The sequence below is a fragment of the Pseudarthrobacter sp. rb genome, assembly GCF_056389225.1.
The window spans coordinates 394065-419165 of sequence record NZ_JBWJAR010000001.1 but is presented as its reverse complement, the minus strand read 5'-3'; the positions used below and the strand labels follow the sequence as shown (position 1 = coordinate 419165).

Here is a 25101-nt window from a genome sequence, read left to right as displayed (position 1 = left end):
CTCAGGAGTCCTCGCCGTCCTGGTGGTTGCCCTTGCCCGTCTTGTGTCCAAGGCCCGGGCTGTGTCCCGGCGTATGTCCCAGCCCGCGTCCCAACCCACGCCCCAGCCCCAGGCCGGGCCCGTTACCGGCGCCCTTCACGATCCGCGCGGCAGTGGCTTTGTCCCCGTCCTTGACGCCGGTAATGCGCACGGTGTCCCCGGCGGCGATGTCCGCGATGGTTCCGTCCGTCGGTTTGAGCCGCTTGCCGTCGTCGCCCGTTGCCCCCCGGGTGGGTGTTGCTTCCGGGCTGGGGGTTGCTTCCGGACCGTCTGTGGATCCTGAACTGGCCGGCGCTGCCGGAATCCTGATGATCTTCGTGTCGCCATTGACGGTGTAGGTCTGGGAGAAGCCGTCATCACTTTTGACGGTGATGGCTGAATCGCTGACCGACTCCACGGTCCCGTTCTGTTCCAGGACCGTCTGGTAGGTTCCGTCGGGCTTCCTGGCTACGGCTTCGCCGTGCAGGAGTTGCCCGCGCTGGGCTTTCCTGTCCTGCTTGTTCTGTTGTCCAGGCGCAGCGTCCTTGCCCGGCACTCCCTGCTGGGGCGCTCCCTGCTGGCCGGGGGTCGAGGGGGAAGGTGCCGGCGTTCCGGTGGCCGACCAGGCGAGGGCGGCCCCAGTCCCGCTGAGTGCCAGAGCCACCGCCCCGGCGAGCATTGTCTTGCGCATCCTCATAGGTTCCCGGACCACCATGGTTGTTCCTCCCGCACGCTGCCAGGGCACCGGCGCCCTGTGGGCTCAAGTGTAAGTCCGCCACGGCCGCCCAACCACGGGTACTTACGCAGGCCTTCGCCTGAGTACCCAACAGGTAGTTAAGGCGAAACCGGGCCGGGGTTGGCATCAATGTGAGGTTTCACAAGGATGCCAACCCCGGCCCGGCCGGGAGAAAACAGCGGGAGGAGCCTTAGACGGTGACGCCCAGCTTCTCCAGGATCAGTTCCTTCACGCGGCCGGCGTCGGCCTGTCCACGGGTGGCCTTCATGACCCCGCCCACGATCGCACCGATGGCCTGCACCTTGCCGCCACGGATCTTGTCCGCGACGTCGGGCTGCGCGGCGAGTGCGGCGTCGATGGCTTCCAGGAGGGGCCCGTCGTCGGATACGACGGCGAGGCCGCGCTTCTCCACGATCTCCTCCGGGGTGCCCTCACCGGCGAGCACGGCGTCCAGTACCTGGGAGGCCATCTTGTTGTTGATCTTGCCCGCCTCAACCATGCGGCTCAGCTCCACCACCGTGGCAGCTTCAACGCCCAGCTGGCCGGGGTCCACGTCGGCGGCCTTGGCGCGGCCCACGATCTCACCCATCCACCATTTGCGGGCCACGGAAGCCGTGGCGCCGGCGGCGATGGTTTCCTCGATTTCGTCCAGGACGCCGGCGTTGACCACGTCGCGGAATTCGAGGTCGGAGTAGCCCCAGTCAGCCTTGAGGCGCTTGCGGCGCTCGGCCGGCGGCTCGGGCAGGGTGGCGCGCAGTTCCTCCACCCATTCGCGGGAGGCCACCACGGGAACCAGGTCCGGTTCCGGGAAGTAGCGGTAGTCGTCTGCGTCGGACTTGGCGCGGCCGGACGTGGTGGTGCGGGTGTCCTCGTGCCAGTGGCGGGTCTCCTGGATCACCGGTTCACCCGAGTCCAGGACGGCAGCGTGGCGCTGGATCTCGTAGCGGACGGCGTGCTCCACGGCGCGCAGCGAGTTCACGTTCTTGGTCTCGGAACGGATGCCGAACCGCTCACGGCCGTGCGGGCGGAGCGACACGTTCGCATCGCAGCGGACGTTGCCGCGTTCCATCTTCGCGTCGGACACGCCCAGGTTCTTCACGATCTCCCGGACGGCCGCCACGTAGGCCTTGGCCAGTTCCGGTGCGCGGGACCCGGCTCCCTCGATGGGCTTGGTGACGATTTCCACCAGCGGAACACCGGCACGGTTGTAGTCCACCAGCGAGAAATCGGCGCCCTGGATCCGCCCGGTGGCGCCACCCATGTGGGTCAGCTTCCCGGCGTCCTCCTCCATGTGCGCGCGCTCGATCTCCACGCGGAACACGGTGCCGTCCTCGAGCTCAACGTCCAGGTAGCCGTCGTAGGCGATGGGCTCGTCGTACTGGGACGTCTGGAAGTTCTTGGGGGTGTCCGGGTAGAAGTACTGCTTCCGGGCGAAGCGGCAGGATTCGGCAATCTTGCAGTTCAGCGCCAGTCCGATCTTGATGGAGGACTCGATGGCCGTCTTGTTCACCACGGGCAGGACGCCGGGCATGCCCAGGTCCACCTCGTTGACGTTGGTGTTGGGCTCGTCGCCGAAGACGTTGGGGGCGGAGGAGAACATCTTGGTCTTGGTGTTCAGCTCCACGTGGACCTCGAACCCCAGGACGGGATCGTACTTCTCCATGGCCTCGTCGAAGCTCAGGATGTCGTCAGTGCTCATTATTTTGCCTCCTGGGTTTCGAGGGTTCCGGCAACGGCAAGGTCGGGCGCCTGGGCCAGCAGCGGGCCGCCCCACTTGGCTTCGAGCAGCGATTCAAGGACTGCACCCACCCGGTACAGGCGGGCGTCCTCGCGGGCCGGGGCCAGCAGCTGGATACCGACAGGCAGCCCGTCCTCGTCGGCCAGGCCGCCGGGCAGGGACAGGCCGGGGACGCCGGCAAGGTTGGCGGGGATGGTGGCGACGTCGTTGAGGTACATGGCCAGCGGATCGTCCAGTTTTTCGCCAAGCGGGAACGCCGTGGTGGGGGCGGTGGGCGAGATCAGGACGTCAGCCTGCGCGAAAGCGGCCTCGAAGTCCCGCTGCACCAGGGTGCGGACCTTCTGGGCGGAGCCGTAGTAGGCGTCGTAGTACCCGGCGGACAGGGCGTAGGTGCCCAGGATGATGCGGCGCTTGACTTCGTCACCGAAGCCGGCGGCGCGGGTGGCACCCATCACGCGTTCGATGGTCATGGGGCCCTCTTCGGGGAGGACGCGCAGGCCGTACCGGACGCCGTCGAACTTGGCCAGGTTGGAAGAGGCCTCGGACGGCATGATCAGGTAGTAGGCGCCCAGGGCGTACTGGAAGTTGGGGCAGGAGACCTCCACGATCTCCGCGCCGGCTTCCTTGAGCAGCTCCAGGGCATCGTTGAAGCGGTTTTCGACGCCGGCCTGGTAGCCCTCGCCGTGCAGTTCCTTGATGATGCCGATCCGCAGGCCCTCGACGTTGCCGGTCTTCGCAGCGGCAACGAGGTCCGCCAGGGGTTCGGGCAGGGAGGTGGAGTCGCGGGGATCGTGGCCGCCGATGACCTGGTGCAGGAGGGCGGAGTCCAGGACGGTGCGGGTGACTGGGCCGATCTGGTCCAGGGAGGATGCCATGGCGATGGCGCCGTAGCGGGAGACGCTGCCGTAGGTGGGCTTCACACCAACGGTTCCGGTGACGGCGCCGGGCTGGCGGATGGAGCCGCCGGTGTCCGTACCCAGGGCCAGGGGCGCCTCGAAAGCGGCGACGGCGGCAGCGGAGCCACCACCCGAGCCGCCGGGGATCCGGTCCAGGTCCCAGGGGTTGCGGGTGGGGCCGTAGGCGGAGTGCTCGGTGGAGGAGCCCATGGCGAACTCGTCCAGGTTTGTCTTGCCCAGGATGGGCATCTTTGCGGCACGCAGGCGCTCCACCACGGTGGCGTCGTACGGGCTGTGCCAGCCTTCGAGGATCTTCGAGCCGGCGGTGGTGGGCTGGCCGACGGTGACGATCAGGTCCTTGACGGCGATGGGAACGCCGGCGAGGTAGTGCAGTGCTTCGGCTTCCGCGCCGCCTGCGGCGCGGATGGCGTCCACCTCGGCGGCGACGGCGAGTGCTTCCTCCGCGTTGACGTGCAGGAAGGCATTGACCTGCCCGTCGACGGCGGCGATGCGGTCCAGGTGGGCCTGGGTGATTTCGACGGCGGCGACCTCGCCGGCGCGGAGTTTCTCCGCGAGCTGCGCGGCGGACAGCCGGATCAGGGTGCCGGCGGTGGTGTTCTTTTCAGTCATGGTTATGCCTCATCCAGGATGGCCGGGACCTTGAAACGGTTGTCATCGGAGTCCGGTGCGCCGGAGAGTGCCTGTTCCGCGGTGAAGGTGTGTCCCACAACGTCCTCGCGGAACACGTTGGTGAGCGGAATGGGGTGCGAGGTGGCCGGGACGTCGTCCCCCGCGGCCTCGCTGACGGACTTGACCGAATCCACGATGACGGCGAGCTCGCCGGCCATCCTGTCCAGCTCTTCGGCACTCATCTCGATGTGAGCGAGCCGCGCGAGATGCGCGACGTCGTCACGGTTGATCGCAGCCATGGATCTCCCCTGCAAAGTTCGGATTGTTTTCCGATCCAGTCTAGTGCGGAAACGCAGATGCCCGTCTGACATCCCCCAGCGGGCGTCAGACGGGCACCTTCGACACCCGGCCTGCCTCGGGGACAGGATCACGGGCAGCTACAGACTAGCCGATTCCAATGGCTCCGGTCAGCATGCCGACTCCGAGCATTACCAGGGAGATGACGGCGGTGCGCCACAGGACCTTTTTGTGGTGGTCACCCAGGTCCACCTTGGCCAGCGAGACCAGCAGCAGGATGGCCGGAACCAGCGGGCTCTGCAGGTGGAAGGGCTGGCCGGTGATGGAGGCCCGGGCCATGTCAGCGGCGCCGACACCGTAGTGGGCCGCGGTTTCGCTGAGGACGGGCAGGACGCCGAAGTAGAACGCGTCATTGCTCATGAAGAACGTCATGGGGATGCTGAGCACACCGGTGATGACGGCCATGAACGGGCCCATGGAGGTGGGGATGATCTGGACCAGCCACGCGGACATTGCTTCCACCATGCCGGTGCCCTTGAGGACGCCGGTGAGGACGGCGGCCGCCATGACCATGCTGACCACGGCCACGATTGACGGTGCGTGCGCAATCAGCTGGGCGCCCTGGTCCTTGACCTTGGGGAAGTTGACCAGCAGGGCGATCGCGGCGCCCACCATGAACACGAACGGCAGCGGGATGACGTTGGCGACGAGCACCACCATGACGGCGACGGTCAGGACCAGGTTGAACCAGAACAGCTTGGGGCGCAGGGTGCTGCGGTTGGGATCGAGCGCGGTGTCCGCCATGGCGGAGTCGTGCTCGTCCACGAGGGTTTCGGTGCGGTCCAGGACTGCAACCGAACCACCGGCGGGGGCTGCTCCGCCGGGGTTGCCGCCCTTGCGGCCGCGGCCGGTTCCGGAAGCGGGGGTTCCGGAGGCACCTGCGGAGGTGCCGCCGTCGAACTCTTCCGCAGTGTCCGGCACGCCCCAGATCTCGGGGGCGGTGGCGCGGAGGCGGTTGCGTTCCTGCAGGCCGAGCAGCCAGGAGAAGGCGAAGACGACCACCAGGCCGGCCACGAGGGACGGGATCATGGGGACGAAGACGTCGTTGACGTCGATCTTCAGGGCGGTGGCGGCGCGGGCCGTCGGGCCGCCCCACGGCAGGATGTTCATGGTGCCGTTGGCCAGGCCGGCCACGCAGGTGAGGACCACGGGGCTCATCTTGAGGCGCAGGTAGACCGGCAGCATCGCGGCGGTGGTGAGGATGAAGGTGGTGGACCCGTCGCCGTCCAGGGACACGGCGGCGGCCAGGATCGCGGTGCCCAGGACCACCTTGGCGGGGTCGTTGCCCAGCTTGCGGAGGATGAACTTCACCAGCGGGTCAAAGAGCCCGACGTCGATCATCAGGCCGAAGTAGATGATGGCGAACATCAGCAGGGCCGCGGTGGAGGTCATGGACTTCATGGAGTCCATCACCATGTCGCCGATGCCCAGGCCGGCGCCGGCGAACAGGCCAAAAACAGTAGGGACAATGATCAACGCCAGCACTGGCGTCAACTTCTTCGTCATGATCAGCACCATGAATACCGCGATCATGGCGAATCCAAGTATTACCAGCACAGCCGGCTCCTTCTTGTGAACAGCGGCACAGCGGTGTGACGCGTGCTACAGACTGTAGGGTGGCGGACGTCACGGCAGTGCCTTTGGCTCAATTGATTGGCATACTGCTTATTGGGAGCATTTTGCTCATTGTGCTCACCGTGCTTGTGCGCTTAAACCATGGGCCGCCACCACCCGTCAAGGAGGATGAATGCAGCGTTCCATGCCCCGGCGGCCGCTGCGGTTTTCCACCCAGACGCTGCTGCTCCAACTGGCCGTGGTGCTGCTGGTGGTGCTGCTGAGCACCGCCGTCCACGCCTGGCTGACCTACGACCGGGTGGGCAGCGATGCGGAGAACCAGGCACTGACGCTGGCCCGGACTGTTGCGTCCGACCCTGAGGTCCGCGCCGATGTGCTGGCCATCAGTGACCAGCCCGGCACTCCCCCGGCGGCAGAGCTCCTGGGCGGGCCGCTGCAGGCGTCGGCGGAGGCAGCGCGGACCCGGACCGGGGCGCTGTTCGTGGTGATTACCGACGAAACGGGCATCAGGCTCGCCCACCCGGATCCGCAGCGGCTGGGAGAAAAGGTGAGCACCGACCCGTCGGAAGCATTGTCCGGGCAGGAGATCACCACCCGGAACACCGGAACACTCGGCCCGTCCGCCGGCGCAAAGGTTCCGGTGTACGCACCCGGCACCAGCACGGTGGTGGGCGAGGTGAGCGTGGGCTACTCCATGGAAACCGTGGCCCAGAGCGTGGCGCGCGACATCGGCCCCGTGGCACTGACCGCCGCGGGCGCCCTCCTGGCCGGGGTCCTGGGCTCCTTCCTGCTGCGCCGCCGCCTGCAGCGCCTCACCCTGGGCCTGGAGCCGGAGGAAATCAGCACGCTGGTGCACGACCAGGTGGCGGTGCTCCAGGGCGTGGACGACGGCGTGATCGGCGTCAGTGCCGACGGCCGGGTCAGCGTCTTCAACGCCGCCGCGCAGCGGCTGCTTGGCCTGCCGGACCTTTCCGGGTCGAGCTGGGAGGACGCGCCCGTCCCGGAACAGCTGAAGTCCCTCACGCGCCCCGGCCCAAGGGTTGCCGGCCCGGCGGTAGCCAGCGGCGGATCAAACCAGGACGCCCTCGAACTGGTGGCCGGGGGCCGGGTGCTGGTGGTGAATGCGCGCAAGGCGCTGCACCGCCGGGAGGACCTGGGCTGGGTGGTCATGCTGCGCGACCGCACGGAACTGCAGGAGCTGACGCGGCAACTCGACGCCGTGGGCACCATGTCCACCGCGCTGCGCGCCCAGCGGCACGAGTTCGCCAACCAACTGCACACCCTTGCCGGTTTCCTGGGCATCGGCCAGCACCAGGAAGCGCGCGACTACCTTGCCGGCCTCGCCGCCACCGGCCCGCTGAAGTTCCCGGTGGACCAGGCCGAGCTGCTGCAGGACCCGTACCTGCAGGCCTTCGTCGGCGCCAAGGGCGTGGAGGCCGACGAACGGGGCGTCTCGCTGCGCATCGGGCCGGAGACCCTGGTCCGAGGGCACGTGACCGATGCCCAGGATGTGACCACGGTGCTGGGGAACCTGCTCGACAACGCCGTCAACGCCGCCGTGGCCGGCTCGTCCGCGGACCGCTGGGTTGAGCTGGAGGTGCTGGATGAGCCAGGCGACGACGGCGGCACGCTGCACGTCGTGGTGGCGGACTCCGGCGACGGGCTGGCAGAAGGCACAGACACGGAGGCCGTGTTTGCCGAAGGTTTCACCACCGCTTCCGGCCCGGTCCGCGCCGGCGGCGGTCAGGGCTTCGGACTGGCGCTGGCCCGCCAGCTGGCCCGGCGCCGGGGCGGCGACGTGAAGGTGCTCGACCGCGGGGCCAGGGGCGGGCCGGGTGCCGTGTTCATGGCCACCCTTCCGCACACGACGGCAGGAAGCGCTGCCGCAAAGACCACGGGGGAAGCCGGAAAGGATAAGAATGGCTGACGATTTTCGGGTCCTGATCGTGGACGACGACTTCCACGTGGCCAAGCTGCATGCCGCCTACGTGGATTCGGTGGCGGGGTTCCTGGCGCTGGCGCCTGTCGGTACGGCGTCGCTGGCACTGCAGGCCATCCACAGCCTGCGGCCGGACCTGGTGCTGCTGGACGTGTACCTTCCGGACGCCTCCGGCCTGGACCTGCTGCAGCAGCTGGATGTGGACACGATCATCCTCAGCGCCGCATCCGATCCCGCGTCCGTCCGGGTGGCGTTCCGCCGCGGCGCGCTGGGATACCTGCTCAAGCCCTTCACGGCGGAGTCATTGTCCCAGCAGCTGCGTTCCTATGCCCGGTACCGGCGCCTCCTGGGCCAGCCCGGGGCACTGGACCAGGACGCCGTGGAGCGCGCCAAACGTGCGCTGATCCCGGGGGACGTCACGCCGTCGTCGAAACCCCGCTCCGCGACGGAGGCCGCGGTGCTGGAATCACTGGCCCCCGGCGAGCAGTATTCTGCCGCCGAGGTGGCCGCCCGGGTTGGCGTTTCTCGCGCCACCGCCCAGCGGTACCTGTCCTCGCTGGCGGACGACGGGGCGGTGGACATCCAGCTCCGCTACGGCACCACCGGCAGGCCCGAACACCGCTACGGCCTGCCGGCACGGTAGGGCCGGAAAATCACTCGCTCTTCTGCGCGACCAGTTCGATCTCGACGAGCATCTTCGGGTCCAGGAACGGGAGCACGTGGACCAGGGAGAGAGTGGGGCGGATCCCGCCGAACACTTCGCCGTGGGCCCGGCCGGCCTCTTCCCATTTGCTGATGTCCGTCAGGTACAGCTTGGACTGCACCACGTCCCCGTAGCCGAAGCCGGCGTCGGCCAGGACCTTGCCGAGTTTCTGCAGGATGTACTGGGTCTGGGTGTAGAAGTCATCCCCCACGATTCCGTCGTCACCGCTGGCCGCGGTGGCAGAGATATAGAGGGTGTTGTCCACCTGGACGGCGCGGGAATAGCCGAGGGTCTGTTCCCAGACGGATCCGCTGCCGAAGGTTTTGCGCATGGGTGGGCCTTTCAAAGCTGGAATGGGTCGCCACCACTGTAGGGCTGCTACAGGTCGCGCCGGTAAACCAGCAGTTTTATGTCGGTTCCGGGGACCAGCCAGTCCCGTTCAGGCACCCGCCGGAAGCCGGTCTTGCGGTACAGCCCGTGCGCGCTCTCCCAGGTTTGGCCGGTGGTGAGGGCCACCGCACGGATGTCGGGAAGGGTCCTGGCATGGCCGATGATGGCCTCGACCATGGCTTTGCCGGCGCCACTGCGCTGGACGGCAGGGTCCACCACCAGCATCCGGAATTCCAGCTCATCCTGCAGGGCGATATCCGCGTACGGCTCCCCCGCCAGCGCCAGCGTGACCGAACCGACCACAGCTCCATCGCGCTCCGCCACCCAGATGGTGGCCTGCTCCGCGCGCTCTGCCACATCCATGATCTTGACCATGTAAGGGTGGGCTGCGTCGTCGAAGTAGCCTGCCGAAAGATACGAATCTCCGGTGATGCGGGCAATGGCGGCGAAGTCGGCCTCGACGGCGGGACGGATGGTTATCTGCGGCTGCACCCGTCAATGCTAGTGGCGGCCCGGGCCGCCGTACGGCAGGAAGGCACTTTCCGTGACAGAACTATCAGAACGGGTGGCCCCGCTCTGTCGATGATGGCCTCCCCTGCCCGCTCAGAGCGGAAACTTTCCGGACAGCTCCAGGCTGGCGGCACAGGTCCAGGCGTCCAGGCGCTCACCATCGGTGGGGCCGCCGTCGAGGGGGCTCGTGAGGCGCGGCCTGCGCACCCAGCAGCCGGCCTCCTCCGCGATCAGGGCGCCGGCTGAAAAGTCATGCTCATTCAGCCCCCGCTCGCCGTAGGCATCGTGGGTTCCGTCCGCCACCATGCACAGGTCCAGGGCAGCGGAACCAAGCCGGCGGACATCGGCAAAGCCGTCCATCAAAGTACCGAAGGCAGCTGCCTGCTGGGCGCGGATATCGGGCTCGTAGCTGAACCCGGTGGCCAGGATCTGCCCGGCCCGGCCCGGAACCGGTCCGTCCAGCCTGGTGACAGTGCCGCGTTCCTCCAGCCACGCACCCTGGCCGCGGGCAGCGTAGTACACCCGTCCCAGGGCAGGGGCATTGACCACGCCGGCCAGCCAAACGCCGTCGGCATCGGCAACAGCCACGGAGGTGGCGTAGTAGACGATGTTGCGGATGAAGTTGGTGGTGCCGTCCAGGGGGTCGATGGACCAGCGGTAACCGGTGGGGTCGGCGGGCCGGGTGGTGCCCTGTTCCTCGCCGGTGATGCTGTCGCCCGGGCGGGCAGCGGTGATGACGCGGCGTACGGCGTTTTCCGCGGCCAGGTCAAAGGCTGTGACCCAGTCCCCGGCCGCTCCCTTGTTGCTCGCGTCCAGGGCGTTGCCGTCACGGCCGGACAGGACTTTTGCGCCTGCCGCCGCGGCCTGTTTGGCTACCTCCAGCAGTTCCGTTGCGGACGTCATGCGTTCTCCTCCACGGTGTCCTGCACGGCGCTCTCCCCGGCGGCGCTCTCCCCGGCGGTGCTCTCCCCGGCGGTGTTCTCCCCGGCACTGGCCGGTACGGTCGCTTCCTCTGCGCCGTCCTGGGCCGGTTCGGTGGCCGGGGCATCCCCCACTGCTGCCGGGCCGCCGTCGAGCAGTTGCCGGAACCCGTCCTCGTCCAGGACGCGGATGCCCAGCTGCTCTGCCTTGTCCAGCTTGCTGCCGGCGCTTTCGCCGGCCACCACGTAACTGGTGTTCTTGGAAACGGAGCCGGCCGCCTTGCCGCCGCGGAGCAGGATGGCTTCCTTGGCCTCGTCACGGCTGAAGTTGGGCAGTGAGCCCGTGACCACCACGGTCAGTCCCTCAAGGGTGCGCGGCATGGACTCGTCACGTTCGTCCTCCATGCGTACCCCCGCAGCGGCCCAGCGGTCGATGATCTCGACGTGCCAGTCCTCGGCGAACCATTCCTTCAGCGCGGCGGCGATAGTGGGCCCAACGCCGTCCACGTGGGCAAGTTCCTCCTCGGACGCGGCGCGGATGCGGTCCATGCTGCCGAACGCCTGCGCCAGGGCCCGGGATGCGCGGGGCCCGACGTGGCGGATGGACAGGGCCACCAGGACGCGCCAGAGCGGCTGGGTCTTGGCCTTCTCAAGTTCCTTAAATAGTTTCTGGGTGGTGGCGGTGGCCTTGGACGGCGACTTGGCGGTGCCCTTGCTGAAGAAGTACGGCACCAGCTCGTATTCGCCGGTGGGGACGCCTTTGCTCTTCTTTTCGCGCCGGATGCGGACACCGGCCAGGTCCTCGGGGGTGAGGTCGAACAAGCGGGCTTCGGAGGTCAGCGGAGGGGTGTCCGGTTCGGCAGGCTGGGTCAGTGCAATGGCCGCCTCCCAGCCCAGGGCCTCGATATCGAAGGCACCTCGACCGGCCACGTGGAACACCCGCTCCCGGAGCTGGGACGGGCAGGACCTCGCGTTGGGGCAGCGGACATCCACGTCCCCCTCCTTCGCAGGTGCCAGCGGGGTACCGCAGGAAGGGCACTCGGTGGGCATCACGAAGTCGCGCACCGGCGGGTCCTGCTGGTCCCGGAGGGACAGGACCGGGCCCACGATTTCGGGGATGACGTCCCCCGCCTTCCGCAGGATGACGATGTCGCCGATCTTGACGCCCTTGGCCTTGACCACGTCCTGGTTGTGCAGGGTGGCCATTTCCACGGTGGATCCCGCAACCTTGACCGGCTCCATGACGCCGTAGGGCGTGACGCGGCCCGTGCGGCCCACGTTGACCTGGATATCCAGCAGTTTGGTGTGCACTTCCTCCGGCGGGTACTTGTACGCAACGGCCCAGCGGGGAACACGGGTGGTGTTGCCCAGGGCCCGCTGGGTAGCGAAATCATCGACTTTGATGACGATGCCGTCGATTTCGTGAAGCAGCTTGTGGCGCTGGTCCCCGTACCGCTTGATGAACCCGAGGACGTCGTCCCGGGCTTCCAGCACCTCGAAGTACGGGCTCACCGGCAGGCCCCACTCCTTCAACAGGCCGTAGGTCTCCGACTGGCTGGCCGCGGCCAGGCCCTCCCGGGCGCCGATGCCGTGGACAAACATTTTCAGTGGCCGCTTGGCCGTCTCCGCCGGATCCTTCTGCCGCAGCGACCCGGCCGCGGCGTTGCGGGGATTGGCCAGCGGCGCCTTGCCGGCTTCAATCAGGGCCTCATTGAACTCGGCGAAGGCCTTGGATGGGATGAAGACCTCGCCGCGCACTTCCATTTCGGCGGGGAAACCGCTGCCGCGCAGTTCCTGCGGGATTTCCTTGATGGTGAGCAGGTTGTGGGTAATGTCCTCGCCCGTGGTGCCGTCGCCGCGGGTGGCAGCCCGCACCAGCTTGCCGTCGCGGTACAGGAGGTTGACAGCCAGGCCATCGATTTTCAGTTCGGTCAGCCACGCAGCTTTTGCGCCGCCGTCCCCGATCTTTTCGATGCCGGCCTCGGCCCGGTTAAGCCATGCCTCGAGCTCCTCCAGGGAGAAGACGTCCTCGAGGCTGTACATCCGCTGCAGGTGTTCCACCGGCGCAAACGCGGCGGACACCTCGCCGCCCACTTCCTGGGTGGGTGAATCGTTGGCCACCAGTTCCGGGTGCAGCGCCTCGATCTCCTCGAGGCGGCGGAAGAGGGCATCGAACTCGGCGTCCGATACCAGTGGCGCGTCCTCCTGGTAGTACGCGAACCGGTACTTCCGGACCAGGTCCGCGAGGTTGTCGTATTCCTCGCGGATGGCTTCGGTGGGGATCGCTTCGGGCTCGTGCGGTGCCGTGGTCCGGGTGGCGGTCTGTTCTGCGGGTCCTGGTCCTGTGCTCACAGACCTATCTTGCCTTACGCCTCCGACAGCCACTGGGCAGGGCGGCGCGGCAGGCACCCAGGCTCAGTGCGACCGGAGCCGGTTGCGGTTACGGTTAACCAGGCGAAAGCTCCGGCGGAGGCGCCCACCAGCAGTGTTCCGATGGCGATAGGCCCGAGTGCCGGCCCGTCCGGGCCCCCGCCACCGGCGGGAGCAACGGCGGCCAACTTGGTGGGGGCGGCGCTCCGGGTAACGGGACTGTTCCAGTCCTGTCCACTGGAGGGGCCGGTGGGCGGCCGGTAACCGGCAGTCGCTGATGGGGTTTCGGGGGCGGAATCGTCGGGGACCGGCGCCACCGTTGCCGGCAACTGAACCGGGTCAGGGGGCGGGACGTCACCCTGCGCCGGCTGGGGCTGGACAGTCGGTGCAGCCGGCTCCGCCGGGGGTGATGGCTGGGCTGGCGGCGGCACCGGATCCTTGGATTTGCGGGGGCGCCCGGTCTGGCCGGGGTCGGGGCTGCTGGCAAGGATGGGCATGCAGATCAGTCCGCAGTCGGCTGGCGCCTGGGTGTCCGACACCGGGGCGGGCGTGGGCTCGGCTGTGGCAGCAAGTGCCGGGCCTGTTGGGAAGAAGCCAAAGGCCAGGGCCAGGACAGCCGCGGAAGCCGTCGTCGAAACAGCGTGGCGGACCGGGGTGGACGGGGTCATTGCTACCTTTCGATGCGCGCAGCCCCCCACCACGGCTTTCTGGTGTCCCCGGTAGTCTTCTACAGCGCCGGGCGGGGCCGCAAATCCGCCGCAGCAGCGGCCCCGCCTTTTTCGGGCCTGCTCAGTCCCGGTTTTCCGGTGGAAGCGCCACCTGGATTTTCCGCGCTTTGCCGCGTCCCACCACGTACCCGCGGCCCGGGATGAAGTCCGGGCTCACCCGGCCCAGTGAGGTGTTGAGCAGGCTGTCGCCTTCGATGTCCCCCGGGTTGAGGAGCAGGCCCCGGCGCCCGGATTTGAACGGCTGGGCAAGCTGCCAGGCGCTGGACCAGGTGGAGGACTCGGACTCGCCCACCACCCACTGGTCCGCCTTCAGCGACGCGGTCACCAGCTGCGCCATGCCGGATTCGGCGATGGTGTCGGTGAATTCCGTCAGGCCCTCGATGAAGAAGGCCACCGCTCCCGGATTCCCGGTGGAGTGCTCCACCAGGTCCTCCACCACCTCGGCGAGGTCGTCCGGTCCCACCACCGAGCGGTTCCAGATGGGAAGGGAGGCGACGGCGGACCGGCGCGACCCGAGGTAGATCAGCTCCGTGGCGGGGTTGGACCGGCGCAGTGCGTAGGCCAGGGTCACCAGTGCCACGGTCCGTCCGGCACCCGGCGGGCCTGCCAGCAGCAGCGGGCCGCGCGCCATGACCTCCGCCGGCTGCAGGGACTCGTCGTCTACACCGATCACCGGCAGGTCCGGGCCGCCGGCGGGGAGGACATCCAGGTCCACCTGTTCGGGCAGCCGTTCGATGCCCGGCGCGGTGTCCAGGCCCTGGCGCAGCATGGCTTCGCTGAGCTTATGGACTTCCCGGGCCTGCAGGGCCAGGTTGGAGTTGCCGCCCAGGACGGCGAGCTGCACTTCAAGTCCGTCCAGCAGCCCGCGTCCCGGCGGCGACGTGGCGGTGAGCACATCCCTGGGGACGTCCATCGAGATGTAGTCGTCTTCATTGGAGAGCCGCAGCACCAGCCGGCGCTGGATGGAGGCGAGCAGCGACGCGGGGACGGCGTTGGGCCGGTCCCCCGTCACCACCAGGTGGATGCCCAGGGTGCGGCCGTCGGTGGCCAGTTGCAGGAAGATGTCCCAGAGTCCGGAAAGCTTGCTGTGCTCATATGCCTCCCGGAACGCGGACATGCCGTCCACCAGCACGAAGATCCGCTTCTCATCCGGCCGGTTGGCCAGCTTCCGGTACTCCACGATGGTGGAGGCCCGCACCTCAGCGAACCGTGCGGACCGCAGCTCGGCGATGTCCCGCAGGAGGCGCAGGAGCCGCCCAACCCGTTCCACGTCGTCGCCGTTGATGATCTCGCCCACGTGGGGAAGCTCCTCCAGCATCCGCAGCCCGGAAGAACCGCAATCGATGCCGTACACGTGGACCGGGCCGCCGCGCGGGGTGACCGCGGCGGCAATGGCAATGCCGCGCAGGGCTGCGGACTTGCCGGAACCGCCCGTTCCGTAGATGGCCATGTTGCCGTCCCGGTCCGGTTCGTAGAACACGGTGGGCTGGTCCTGGTGCACGGGATCGTCGGCAACGCCCAGGAGCAGCTGTTCGTCGGTGCGGGGGTTGGGCAGCTTGGAGAAGTCGTAGGTCTTGGCCAGTTCATCCAGCCATGGCTTGCGCGGCGGCTGGATGGCCAGGGTGTCCGCGGCGTGCACGATGGTGGAGGTCATCCGGGCGATGTCGTTGGGGCCGGCCGGTTCCTGGGCAACGGGCTTGTCGGGGGCGGGCGCTTCCCAGCTGGGACCGGAGCCGAAGGCCATTTCCACGATGTCGATCTGGGGCCGCTGTGGCTTGTCGGTGGTCCAGCCGCCGGCGTAGCCGGTCTGGAACCCCTGGATGCGGCCGGGCCCGGTCTTGGCGGCGCCGCGGCCCGGAATGGCGGGGTCGAAGTAGGCGGCGTCCGGGACGCCCAGGATGTCCGTGGCGTCGTCCTCATCGGCCATGCGCAACGCAACCCGGAGGTTGGTGTTGGCGCGGAGGTTGTCCTTGATGACGCCGGCGGGCCGCTGGGTGGCCAGGATCAGGTGCAGGCCCAGGGAGCGGCCACGGGCGGCCACGTCCACCACCCCGTCGACGAACTCGGGAACATCGTTGGCCAGGGCGGCGAACTCGTCCACGATGATGATCAGGTAGGGCGGGGCTTCCGGGTCTGCCTCGCGCTGCAGGGCCAGCAGGTCCTTGGCCTTCTTCCGGTTCAGCAGCTGCTCACGGTAATGCAGCTCCGCACGCAGGGACGTCAGGGCGCGGCGCACCAGGTGCGGGGAAAGGTCGGTAACAAGGCCCACGGTGTGCGGCAGGTTGATGCAGTCCGCGAATGCGGCGCCGCCCTTGTAATCCACGAACAGGAAGCTGACGCGGTCCGGGCTGTACGCCGCGGCCATGCCCATGACCCAGGACTGCAGGAACTCGGACTTGCCGGCGCCGGTGGTGCCGCCCACCAGGGCGTGCGGCCCCTCGTTCTTCAGGTCCAGGTACAGCGGCTCGATGCCCTTGGACCCCACCAGGGCCCGGAGCGTGCCGTTGTCCTTGCGGTTCGCCACCGCGGTGGCGTGCACGGAGTTGTTTTCCGTCCAGCGCTCGGCCACGGCCTGGGGGTTGTCCAGGAAATCCGCGCCGATTAGGGTCGCATAGGACACTGCGCGCGGCAGGTCGGAGTCGTCGTTGACGGGCTTGCCGACGTCAACCACGGGGGCCAGCATCCGGGCGAGCTGGGCGGCGAGCTCCGCGTCCACGCTCTCGCAGCTGACGGGATAGGTGTGGCGGCCCACGCGCACCTGCCCGGTGGTGGTGCCGTGGTCGCCATCCACCACCATGAAGTCGCGGCAAGCGGCCGGGAGGGCCTGGATGTCGGTGGCCACCCACAGGACGTGGACGCCGGAGTCGGGCCCGCGTTCTGCCAGCCGGGTGAGCCGGCCGCGGTCCACGGGAGCGTCGTCTTCCACGATGACCAGCACCGACGGAAGGACAGGCTCTTCGAGTTCATGCTTGACGGGGTCGATGCCGGGGCGCAGGTCCGGGGCGGTCCGTTTGGCCGCCGCTTCCCGGGCATCCACCAGGTCCTCAAGCCGGGCCAGCAGGGAGGAGCCGCCGGCCGAGCCGGCGGCCAGGTGGTCCCCGCCCAGCGGGCTGTGCCCCGAGCCCACGTGCGGCAGCCACTGCAGCCAGTTCCAGCGTTCGCGGGACTGCGCGGACGTGATGGCCGTCAGGACCACCTCGGCCGGGGAATGCAGGCCTACGAGCTGCAGCACCATGCCGCGGGCCACGTCGTCCACCAGGCCGCGGGCGCCGGCGATGCCCAGGGCGCCGGAAGTGCGCAGCTGGGAGACCACGGGAACGCCGTCGATCTCGCTGAACTGCTTGATGCAGTCCTGGATCTCGCGGGCGTACTGGACCTCGGTGTCGTTGTTGGAGGGTTCCTCCAGCGGGATGCGGGACGGCCCGGTCCCCAGCCCGAAGCGCAGGCCAAGGAACGAGGAGTGCTCCGGCCGGTGCGTCCACAGCAGTGGCCCGAGCTTGTAGATGGCATCCACGGTGTCGCTGACCGACGGCGCTTCCTGGAGCCGGACCGCCCGTTCCACCTGCTGCAGCTCGGTGAGGTCCTGCCGGAAGGCAGCCATGGACGCCCGGAACTGCTTGAGCTGTTCCTTCTGCTGCTTCCGTGTCCGCATCCTGGTATCCACATAGTGGCCCACGATGAACAGGGGCATCATCAGCATGAACACCATGGACAGCACGTTCTGCGTGACCGCGAAGATGACCGCGCCCATCATCAGGGGTGCCACCAGCATGATGTACGGGAACGGCTGGTCCTCGGGCCGCTTGGGCCCGGCAGGAAGGACGCGCTTGGGCACGTCGAAGCGGGGCACCACGCGCGGGGAGCGGTTGAAGTCCACAAGTGGCGACGTCGGCGCTGCCGCGTGGTTGTGTCCCAGCGGCACCACGGTGACGGTGGTGTCCCCCAGGGTCACCGTGTCGGATGAGTTCAGGGTGGCGCGCGTGACCGGCAGCCCGTCCATCAGGAGGCCGTTGGCGGAGTTGGTGTCCACGATCTCGATGCTTTCGCCCACCGTGATCCGGGCATGCCGTTTGGACGTGAGCGGATCCGTCAGGCGGATGTCCACGTCCCGGTCCCGGCCGATGTAGCTGGTGCCGATGGGCAGCGAAAATTCGCGGCCGACGTCGGGCCCGGACAACACGCGCAGCGTGGCCGCAGCAGGCCCACGGCTGGCTCCGGGTTCGTGGAACTGCCCGCTGACCTGGGCCAGTGACACCACGGAGCCGGGGCGCAGGCCCGATTCGAGCAGGTTGTCTTCGCGGGCCAGGACGTTGCCGCTGATGCCGGCACCCACGAAGGCTTCGTCGATGCGCAGGGACAGGTTGTCCGGGGCCGGCGTGCCCTTCCGGTCAGGGTCGGCCGCCCAGAGCACGGTGGCGATGTCGGCCACGGTGGCCAGGCCGTCCACCGTGACGGCCAGGTCTTTGGCGTCGGCGGGTTCGCGGCGGAGTGTCAGCCGGATCCTCATCCTTCGTCCACGCCCCTCATCTTCTCCAGGAGGTACAGGTCATCGGGCGTCACCAGGTGGGTGGTGACGGCGTGCTCCACCAGGCGTGCCCGGCGGTTGGTGGCGAGCTTGCCGCCGCCGCCGCGCAGTCCCACCACGCCCACGCGGTCCAGCTTGTCGCAGACGTTGTCCAGCTTGCGGTTGAACCGGGTCAGCGCCCAGCCCAGGGTTTTGGCGGCGGCCGCGGAGGACGGGATGGTGCTGAACCCGGTGCCTTCGCGCCGGAGCACCGGCTCGGCGAGGGCCACGATCAGCGCCTTCTGGGCGTCGGTGAAGACCACGGGGCCGATGGTGGTGTCGCCGCTGCTGGCACCTTCCCGGGCTTCCTGCCGGAAGGATGGCGTCTTGAGGTGCACGGCGAACTCGTAGGTGGTGGGCCCGGCCGTGAAGATGACGTTGGTGTGGCTGAACACCAGCGGAATCCGGGCGCCGGGCGACAGCCATGCCTGCATGCCGCCGGACGCGTCAGCCACGGTGGCGGACAGCATGCTGCCCACGTTGCTGAGCCACCAAATGCCGTCGTAGCGGGCCACCTGCAGGAACTGCCGGTGCAGGTACGGGTTGTCGTCCACTTCAAGGTCGCCTTCGCGGCCGATATTGAAGATGTCCTCATCCGATGGCTCGTACCATTCGCCACAGAAATCTATTGCTAGATCCCCCATGATCTGTGCCTCCTCAGTGGGCAATGTGTTTGCGTCATCAGCTGGCTAGTCCTGCAGGCAGGCGATGGAGTCCTGGCCTTCCGGCGAGGCGCTGCCGTCGGCCCGCACCAGGATCACTTCCAGGCAAATGGGAGTGGGGCCGAACCCGGAAACAAAGGTCTTCGGTACCTTCGTGGTTTCGTAGGGCCCGTCCGCCTTGGCCGATTTGGTGCGGTACTTGTAGGAGTCGCCCTCCCTGGGCTGCGGGTTGGTCCAGGAGAAGATGATGGTGTTTGGATCTTCGGGCTTTCGTGATGCCGTGAGGCCTTCGACACTGGGGACAGTGCCGCTGTCCACGGCGTCGGCCGGCGGCTTGCTGACCTGCTGGGTTTCCACTGCTTTGGGCGTCCCGGTCGCAGTGTTGGCCACCACGATGCCCACCACCGCCGCCAGGGCCAGGAGGGTTCCGCCGGCCAGCGCGAGCCAGAGGTTGCGCTGGCCATGGTCTGCCGCCGGCTCCGGCTGCGGCTGGTCCACGTTCACGGGCCGGTGCACGGTGGCGTCGGCGGTGTAGGTGTCCGGCCCGGCGTCGTCCCTTACCGGGGCACCATAGGTCGCCGCGCCTGTGCTGCCGCGCAGGACGGTGGACTGTGCCCACTCCCCCTGGCCGCCGCCGTCGGCCGCACCTCCTCCGGGGCCAGACGCTCCGGCGGGGGCCGCCGGGATGGAGGGCACGGCCGGGGCCGCCCGCCATGGGGTTGGGCCGGCGGGGGTGAAGGACGACGGCGGGACGGCGCCACCCCGCCGTGCCGTGGCGTCGGTCCCGTCGCCGGCTGAGCCGGGGCGGGTGCGGGCCGGGAAGGTGGGCGCGCTGCCGGTGCGCTCGGGATCAATGGCGGCGATGCTGCGGACGCGGGTTTCCTCCGTGCCGTCGTCCGGGTGGCCCTCCTCCTGCTGGGGTTCCTCGAGGACTTCGAAGGGCGTCACGGAGAGGTTGAGCTCAGCCTGGATCCGCTGGAGGGCCAGCGCGAAGGCGTGCGCGGAGGAATACCGTGACTGCGGCGACTTGGCCATGGCTGTGGCCAGGGCCAGTTCCAGCGATTCCGGCACATCCGGACGGCCCAGCCGGGGCACCGGCGAGTTGCTGATCCGGTTGATCAGTTCCCGCTGCGAGTTGTCCGCCCCGGGCAGGACGAAGGGCGAGCGGCCGGCCAGCAGGGTGTACAGGGTGGCGCCGAGGGCCCACACGTCCACCATGACGCCGTCAACACTGCCGTCGCGGAACTGCTCCGGCGGGGACCAGGGAATGGACATGCCCGAGTCGTCGTCGGAGTCCCCGGCAAGGGTGCCGGAGATTCCGAAGTCAGTCAGCGCTGGACGGTTGTAGTCCGTCACCAGGATGTTGGCGGGCTTGATGTCGCGGTGGGCGATTCCGGCACGGTGCGCGGTTTCGACGGCGGAGGCCACCTGGATGCCGACGGCCAGGACTTCATCAACGCTGAAGCGCTGCCGCCGGTACCGCACGTCCAGGCTGGGCCGGGAGCAGTACTCCATGGCCAGGTAGGAATGCCCGTCGTCCGTTACTTCCGCTTCGAAAATGGTGACGATGTACGGGTGCGAGGACAGCTGGGCCATGAGGTTGGCCTCGGACTCGAAGCGGCGCCGGGCGCCCTCGGTCTTCAGGTCCGAGAGCAGCACCTTGACGGCGACCTTCCGGCGCGGCCTGTCCTGTTCGTAGAGGTAGACGTCGGAAAAGCCGCCCGAGCCGAGCAGGCTGATGTAGGTGAACCCCGGAATGCGGGGCGGCGGCGCAACAGGCCGTTTGGAACTCAAGGAATCTCCTCAAAACGCAATGAGATGTTGTCGCCCAGTTCAGCGATATCGCCGTCGAGCAGGATGGCCATCTCGTTCTGGGCGAGGCGGCGCGGCGGTTGGCCTTCGCGCACCAGGACGGTGCCGTTGGTCGCCTTGAGGTCGCAGAGCATCACGTGCCAGCCCTCAAGCCGCACCTCCACGTGGGACCGCGAGATGTCACCGCCCGGGCTTGCCACCTGCACCAGGCGCGGCATCACTCCGCCCTGGACCCGGGACACCGACGGCTGGCGGCCGATCACCATGGACTGGTCGAGGTCCAGCAGGTCTCCGGTGGACAGCCGCATCCGTCCCAGCCTGGGACGCGCCACCTGCACCGCATCGGGCAACAGGGCGGCCCCGCAGACACTGCACTGGGCGCGGGTGGGCGGATTGGCGTGGCCCTGTGCGCAGACGCGGGCGAGTACCAGCGGGCCGCCGCCCGCATCCTGCCGGGCGGCAGGTGCGTCCGCGGCAGGGCCGGCCGCCGACCCGGCGACGCTGCTCTTCATGACCGTCTGGCCATCATGGTCGGGATCGAAGCCGGCGGGTTCCTGGCCTGGATCCGGCTGGTGGACCTGTGGGTCGTGGGGCGGCGGGGTATGGAGTGGCGGGTTGTGGACGGGCGGCCCATCGGCAGGCAGCTCATGGACCGGCGCTGACTCAAAGGGAGCCGGACCGGGCTCATAGGCAGCCGGAGGTCCCTGGAAGGGGGCGGGCTCCCGGGCGGGAGCATCGCTGCCGATGCCGGGTTCCGTCGCGGCGGGTGCCGTCCCTGCGGTGCGCCAGGGGACGGAATCGATGAGGACTCCGGAGGAAGCGGGACGGGACGGAGTGGCAGCCGCGCCGTTCGAGCCGGCACCGGGTCCGGCGGGAGCGTCTGAACGGGCATCTGATGGGCCGGAATCTGCTGCTCCGGCAAGTCCTGCTCCGGATTCGGCCGACGAGCCGCCCGGCGCCGCATCCTCCCCCGTGCCCAGGGCAGGGAGTGGTTCAGCTGCGGGCAGCGCGGGCTGTTGCTGCGGCATTACATGTCCGGAATCGGCGTCGGGGTCCTCCCGCACGGCTGCGTCTTCGATGTTTCGCATCACGGTCCGGTCCCACAGGTGGTCGTAGGACGTGGTCAGCTCCACGGCGGGACCTGCATCACCCTGGCTTGCTGCCGCGGTGGTTGGCTCCACGTCTGCTGCCCCGGAGCCGGGTCCTGCGGTGGCTGGGGACTCTGTGCCTGGAGACTCAGCACCTGGCGCCCCGTCGCCGGTCGAATCCCCGGCACCGGTTTCCTCAAAAAGCTCTCCGTCGGCGTCCATGATCGCGCCGGGGGCAATAGTGGCTTCCGGGTCGAGGTGGTGCGCGGCGGGTACCGGATCCGGCATGTCCGCAGATTCGCGTACGTCCACGGCAGATTCAGCTGGAGTGAAAGCGTCAGGCCGGCCCTGGGACTCGTCGGCCGCTTCCCCGTCATCCGCCGCCGCTGCTTCCGTGGCAGGTCCGGGGGCCAGCGGCGGACCGAAGCCGGCTGGGCCGTCCGCCTCGCCGGAAGAACTGACGGCGAACGAACCATCAACGCTGGCCGGTGTCACCGTGGATTCTTCGCGGTCCACGGCGGCAGGACCACCGACGGCGGCAGGGCCGGCCGGCGCGCACAGGGTCAGCGTCTGGAGCAGCACCACGCCCTCCCCCAGCGGCAGTTCATGCAGCGGCTGTTCACCCAGCGGCAGTTCATTGAGCGGCTGGCTGGGGCGTCCCGCGGCCTGCCCCGCCGTGGCACCGCCGGCGATACCCAGCCGGCATGTCCCGGGCACGACGAACCTGCGCTCGTTCCAGGTGGTCACGTCGCGGCCGTCGAGCTCCACCGGGCCGCCGGGCTGCTCCACGCTGAGGTCGAGGTCACCGCGCAGGAAGACCCGCAAGGACCCGTTGAAGTCCAAAATGCCGAAGGACGGGATGCGGGTCAGGGAGCCACCGGAACTGCTGGTGACGGCTGCCAGGACCTCGTGCGGCTCGGGTTGCGAAGCCAGGAGCTCCCAGATTGCACCTGCGAGTCCGGCGGGTGTCTCCGGGCCCAGGAGGACTGCGGTCCCGGACCGGACGATGCCCAGCCAGGTGCCGGGAATGTAGCTGGCGCCGGTCATCGTCCCGGCTCTCCGTCCTGGTCGGTGCTGGCTTCGACAGGCGCCGGCAGGGGCTGCGTGACGGCTTCGGACGCAGCCGGCCGCGGCAGCGTCACTTCGTCCCCGTCCGCCGGGGTGTGGCGGGGTGCCGTGGTGCCAGTGCCGTCGTCGTTCGCTACGTTCCTGGCGTCCACCACGATGGCCGTCACGTTGTCCCGGCCGCCGCTGCGCAGGGCAGCCTGGATCAGGGCGTCCACTGCGTCCTGCGGCTCAGCCACGGTGCTGAGGATCCGGAGGATCTCCTCGTCCGGCAATTCCCCGGTGAGGCCGTCCGAACAGACCAGCACCCGGTCCCCTTCCTCCACGGGGAGGAGCCAGTAGTCCGCCTCCGTCTCGTCCCCTGTGCCAAGGGCCCGGGTGACCACGTGCCGGCGGGGATGGACGGTGGCTTCCTGTGCGGTGATCTCGCCGGCGTCCACGAGCTCCTGGACCTCGGAATGGTCCACGCTGATCTGCTCGAACCGGCCCTGGCTGAGCCGGTAGGTGCGGGAATCGCCAATGTTCATGACCAGCCAGTACGGCACGCCCATTTGCTCCACCACCACGGCGCCCGTCAGGGTGGTGCCGGCGCGGGCGCCCGTGGCTTCGCGGATGGAGGCGTCGGCACGGACCAGGTACTCCTGGAGGAGGGACGCGGTAATGTTCCGCTCCCCCGTGGTGACCTGGGGTATTTCTGCCAAGGCGCGCACGCACAGGCCGCTGGCGATTTCGCCGGCCTCGTGTCCGCCCATGCCGTCAGCCACGGCGAAGACGGGGTCGGCGGCGATGTAGGAATCCTCGTTCAGCTCCCGGCGGAGTCCCCTGTCCGTCCCGTAGCCGTAGGTAAGGCTGAGGCCCGGCCCCGGCTGGATGGTGGAGGAAACACTGGCGGGGTGCTGGTTCATGCCTGTCCTAGGTAAAAGGTACGGTCTCCAAAGTGCACACTGGATCCCGGGGTAACAAACGTGGGGACGCCCGGCACCAGGGGGGTGCGCAGGCCGTCCGGGGTGGTGACGGCGCTTCCGTTGGTTGACTGCCGGTCCGTCACCCAGATGCCCGCACCGTCAGTGAGCAGGTGCAGGTGCGTCTTCGAGATGGAGCGCCCGGGGTCGTCCACGGCCAGCAACTGGGCGTGCTGTTCGCCCGTTTGCCCCACCGGGTTGCGGCCCACGAGGACGCTGCGGTCCAGCTGGAAGTCCCGGCCATCGTCCAGGCGGATGCGGAGGACGGCCACCTGGGCGGGGCCGCCGGCGCCGGGACGCACCTGGGTGCGTTCGACGTCGTCGTCCACGTGCTGCGAAGGCACCCGGTGTCCCGGGGGGACGCCCTGGGAACCGGCTGCGGGCGGCGCGAAGGACGCCGACGAGGTGTAAGGCATGGTCTGGGACGGCATGGTGGCCGACGGCGCAGGTGCTTGGGGTGCGGACGCCTGGGGTCCGTTGACCTGCGGCCCCGGAACCGCCGGCGTCGGGTTGTAAGGGGCTGGGTTGTACGGGGCCGGGACAGCGGGTGGTGGAGTTTGCAGTGCCGGAGCAGTCGGCTGGGAGCCATTGGTTTGGGATGCCGGGGGTTGCGGTGCTTTGGCCCCGGCCACCGGGGACAGCACCTGCTGCACGGGCGGGAGGTCCAGGGGCGCGAAGCTGTAGGGCCCCTGGATGCCGCCGGTGGTGATGGGGTCCCTGCCTGCCTTGACGTCGAACACCAGGGTCTTGGCCGCGGTGTCATTCCAGCCCCGGAGGCCGCCGTTCTTGTCCCAACGGTTGGAAACCACCACCAGCACGGCCCAGGCAGCTCCCACCAGGAGCAGCGGGCCGAGGATGAACAGGGCGGCGTCAAACCATTTGAAGACCACTACCAGCACTGCCGCCAGCAGGGCCAGGAGGATGCCTGCCCCGGTGATGAGGCCGCGCAGGAAGACAGCGCCCGCGCCGGGTGCGTAGCCGTCCTGGTCCGCGCTGCGGATGCCCATGGCCAGGTTGCCGGGCGTTTTGCCGCTGCGGGCTTCCAGACCGAGCACCACGAACAGGTAGGCCAGGGTGAGGCCCAGGCCGATTCCGCCGAACAGCACCAGGGAAGAGGTGTCGTACACGATGAACCCGCCGCTCCTGGTGCGGGTGATCCCGGCAAATCCGATGGCGAACGTCACCACCAGCACTGCCACCCCCGGCAGCCAGTCGATGACGGCAGCGCCAAGCCGCTTGCCCGCCGCAGCCGGAACAAGCTGAAGGTTCACTGCCATTCCCGTTCCTCCCCCTGGAGCGGCCTCCACCCTTGTGGAACCGCCGGTCCTGCCCGGCCCGGTGCCCGCGTGCAGGGTGCCCCTGCGCGCGTTGCCCGTATGTGCTGTGCCCGCCGGCTGACCTGCCGGGGGCCTTTCTACTACCGGGATAGTACCGGGAA

18 protein-coding genes are annotated in these 25101 nt (G+C 68.7%); 2 read left to right on the top strand and 16 right to left on the bottom strand.

Annotated elements, in window-relative coordinates; translation table 11 throughout:
• Position 1: 1 nt before the first annotated feature.
• The 5 genes from ACWRN3_RS01780 to ACWRN3_RS01760 all read right to left on the bottom strand — a co-directional run bounded on the left by ACWRN3_RS01780 (position 2) and on the right by ACWRN3_RS01760 (position 5932).
• A complete protein-coding gene (locus tag ACWRN3_RS01780) occupies positions 2-709 on the bottom strand; it encodes a hypothetical protein (RefSeq protein ID WP_476739709.1) in 708 nt (235 codons plus the stop codon).
• A 235-nt stretch (positions 710-944) separates the two neighbouring features.
• A complete protein-coding gene (gatB, locus tag ACWRN3_RS01775) occupies positions 945-2453 on the bottom strand; it encodes an Asp-tRNA(Asn)/Glu-tRNA(Gln) amidotransferase subunit GatB (protein ID WP_255174957.1) in 1509 nt (502 codons plus the stop codon).
• Positions 2453-4018, bottom strand: a complete 1566-nt coding sequence (gene gatA, locus ACWRN3_RS01770; protein WP_476739708.1) for an Asp-tRNA(Asn)/Glu-tRNA(Gln) amidotransferase subunit GatA — start codon at positions 4016-4018, stop codon at positions 2453-2455. Before gatA ends, gatB begins: the two co-directional genes overlap by 1 nt.
• A gap of 2 nt (positions 4019-4020) precedes the next feature.
• Positions 4021-4317, bottom strand: coding sequence for an Asp-tRNA(Asn)/Glu-tRNA(Gln) amidotransferase subunit GatC (gatC, locus tag ACWRN3_RS01765; RefSeq protein ID WP_043455998.1), 297 nt, complete (start codon positions 4315-4317; stop codon positions 4021-4023).
• A 145-nt stretch (positions 4318-4462) separates the two neighbouring features.
• Complete coding sequence (locus ACWRN3_RS01760) at positions 4463-5932, bottom strand: CitMHS family transporter (protein ID WP_476739707.1); 1470 nt, start codon at positions 5930-5932, stop codon at positions 4463-4465.
• Positions 5933-6122: 190 nt separating this feature from the next.
• Here ACWRN3_RS01760 and ACWRN3_RS01755 point away from each other — a divergent pair, with 190 nt between their 5' ends.
• Both ACWRN3_RS01755 and ACWRN3_RS01750 read left to right on the top strand, forming a co-directional pair.
• Entirely contained in the window at positions 6123-7877 is a 1755-nt protein-coding gene (locus ACWRN3_RS01755; RefSeq protein ID WP_476739706.1) for a sensor histidine kinase, read from the top strand.
• Positions 7870-8532 (top strand): response regulator, encoded by a 663-nt coding sequence (locus ACWRN3_RS01750; protein ID WP_159632435.1) that lies wholly within the window; start codon positions 7870-7872, stop codon positions 8530-8532. Before ACWRN3_RS01755 ends, ACWRN3_RS01750 begins: the two co-directional genes overlap by 8 nt.
• 10 nt (positions 8533-8542) lie before the next feature.
• Here ACWRN3_RS01750 and ACWRN3_RS01745 read toward each other — a convergent pair whose 3' ends face one another.
• From ACWRN3_RS01745 to ACWRN3_RS01695, 11 genes are all read right to left on the bottom strand, one after another.
• The gene (locus tag ACWRN3_RS01745; RefSeq protein WP_255174953.1) at positions 8543-8923 is read right to left on the bottom strand and encodes a RidA family protein; all 381 of its coding nucleotides are present in this window, start codon (positions 8921-8923) and stop codon (positions 8543-8545) included.
• A gap of 47 nt (positions 8924-8970) precedes the next feature.
• On the bottom strand, positions 8971-9474 hold the full coding sequence (locus ACWRN3_RS01740; RefSeq protein WP_476739705.1) for a GNAT family N-acetyltransferase: 504 nt from the start codon (positions 9472-9474) through the stop codon (positions 8971-8973).
• 111 nt (positions 9475-9585) lie between these two features.
• The gene (locus ACWRN3_RS01735; RefSeq protein WP_476739704.1) at positions 9586-10395 is read right to left on the bottom strand and encodes an inositol monophosphatase family protein; all 810 of its coding nucleotides are present in this window, start codon (positions 10393-10395) and stop codon (positions 9586-9588) included.
• A complete protein-coding gene (gene ligA, locus ACWRN3_RS01730) occupies positions 10392-12695 on the bottom strand; it encodes an NAD-dependent DNA ligase LigA (protein WP_476739811.1) in 2304 nt (767 codons plus the stop codon). Before ligA ends, ACWRN3_RS01735 begins: the two co-directional genes overlap by 4 nt.
• 83 nt (positions 12696-12778) lie before the next feature.
• Positions 12779-13450: a hypothetical protein gene (locus ACWRN3_RS01725; protein ID WP_476739703.1), complete on the bottom strand. Its 672-nt coding sequence runs from the start codon at positions 13448-13450 to the stop codon at positions 12779-12781.
• A 121-nt stretch (positions 13451-13571) separates the two neighbouring features.
• Positions 13572-18017, bottom strand: a complete 4446-nt coding sequence (locus ACWRN3_RS01720) for an FtsK/SpoIIIE domain-containing protein (protein WP_476739702.1) — start codon at positions 18015-18017, stop codon at positions 13572-13574.
• Positions 18014-18718 (bottom strand): hypothetical protein, encoded by a 705-nt coding sequence (locus ACWRN3_RS01715; protein ID WP_224025519.1) that lies wholly within the window; start codon positions 18716-18718, stop codon positions 18014-18016. Before ACWRN3_RS01715 ends, ACWRN3_RS01720 begins: the two co-directional genes overlap by 4 nt.
• Before the next feature lie 45 nt (positions 18719-18763).
• Positions 18764-20530 carry a serine/threonine-protein kinase gene (locus ACWRN3_RS01710; RefSeq protein ID WP_476739701.1) on the bottom strand — a complete coding sequence of 589 codons (1767 nt, stop codon included), beginning with the start codon at positions 20528-20530 and terminating at the stop codon, positions 18764-18766.
• On the bottom strand, positions 20527-22683 hold the full coding sequence (locus tag ACWRN3_RS01705) for an FHA domain-containing protein (protein ID WP_476739700.1): 2157 nt from the start codon (positions 22681-22683) through the stop codon (positions 20527-20529). The genes ACWRN3_RS01710 and ACWRN3_RS01705 overlap by 4 nt, the downstream gene beginning before the upstream one ends.
• Entirely contained in the window at positions 22680-23606 is a 927-nt protein-coding gene (locus ACWRN3_RS01700; protein ID WP_476739699.1) for a PP2C family protein-serine/threonine phosphatase, read from the bottom strand. The genes ACWRN3_RS01705 and ACWRN3_RS01700 overlap by 4 nt, the downstream gene beginning before the upstream one ends.
• Positions 23603-24940: an RDD family protein gene (locus tag ACWRN3_RS01695; RefSeq protein WP_476739810.1), complete on the bottom strand. Its 1338-nt coding sequence runs from the start codon at positions 24938-24940 to the stop codon at positions 23603-23605. The genes ACWRN3_RS01700 and ACWRN3_RS01695 overlap by 4 nt, the downstream gene beginning before the upstream one ends.
• Positions 24941-25101 lie beyond the last annotated feature (161 nt).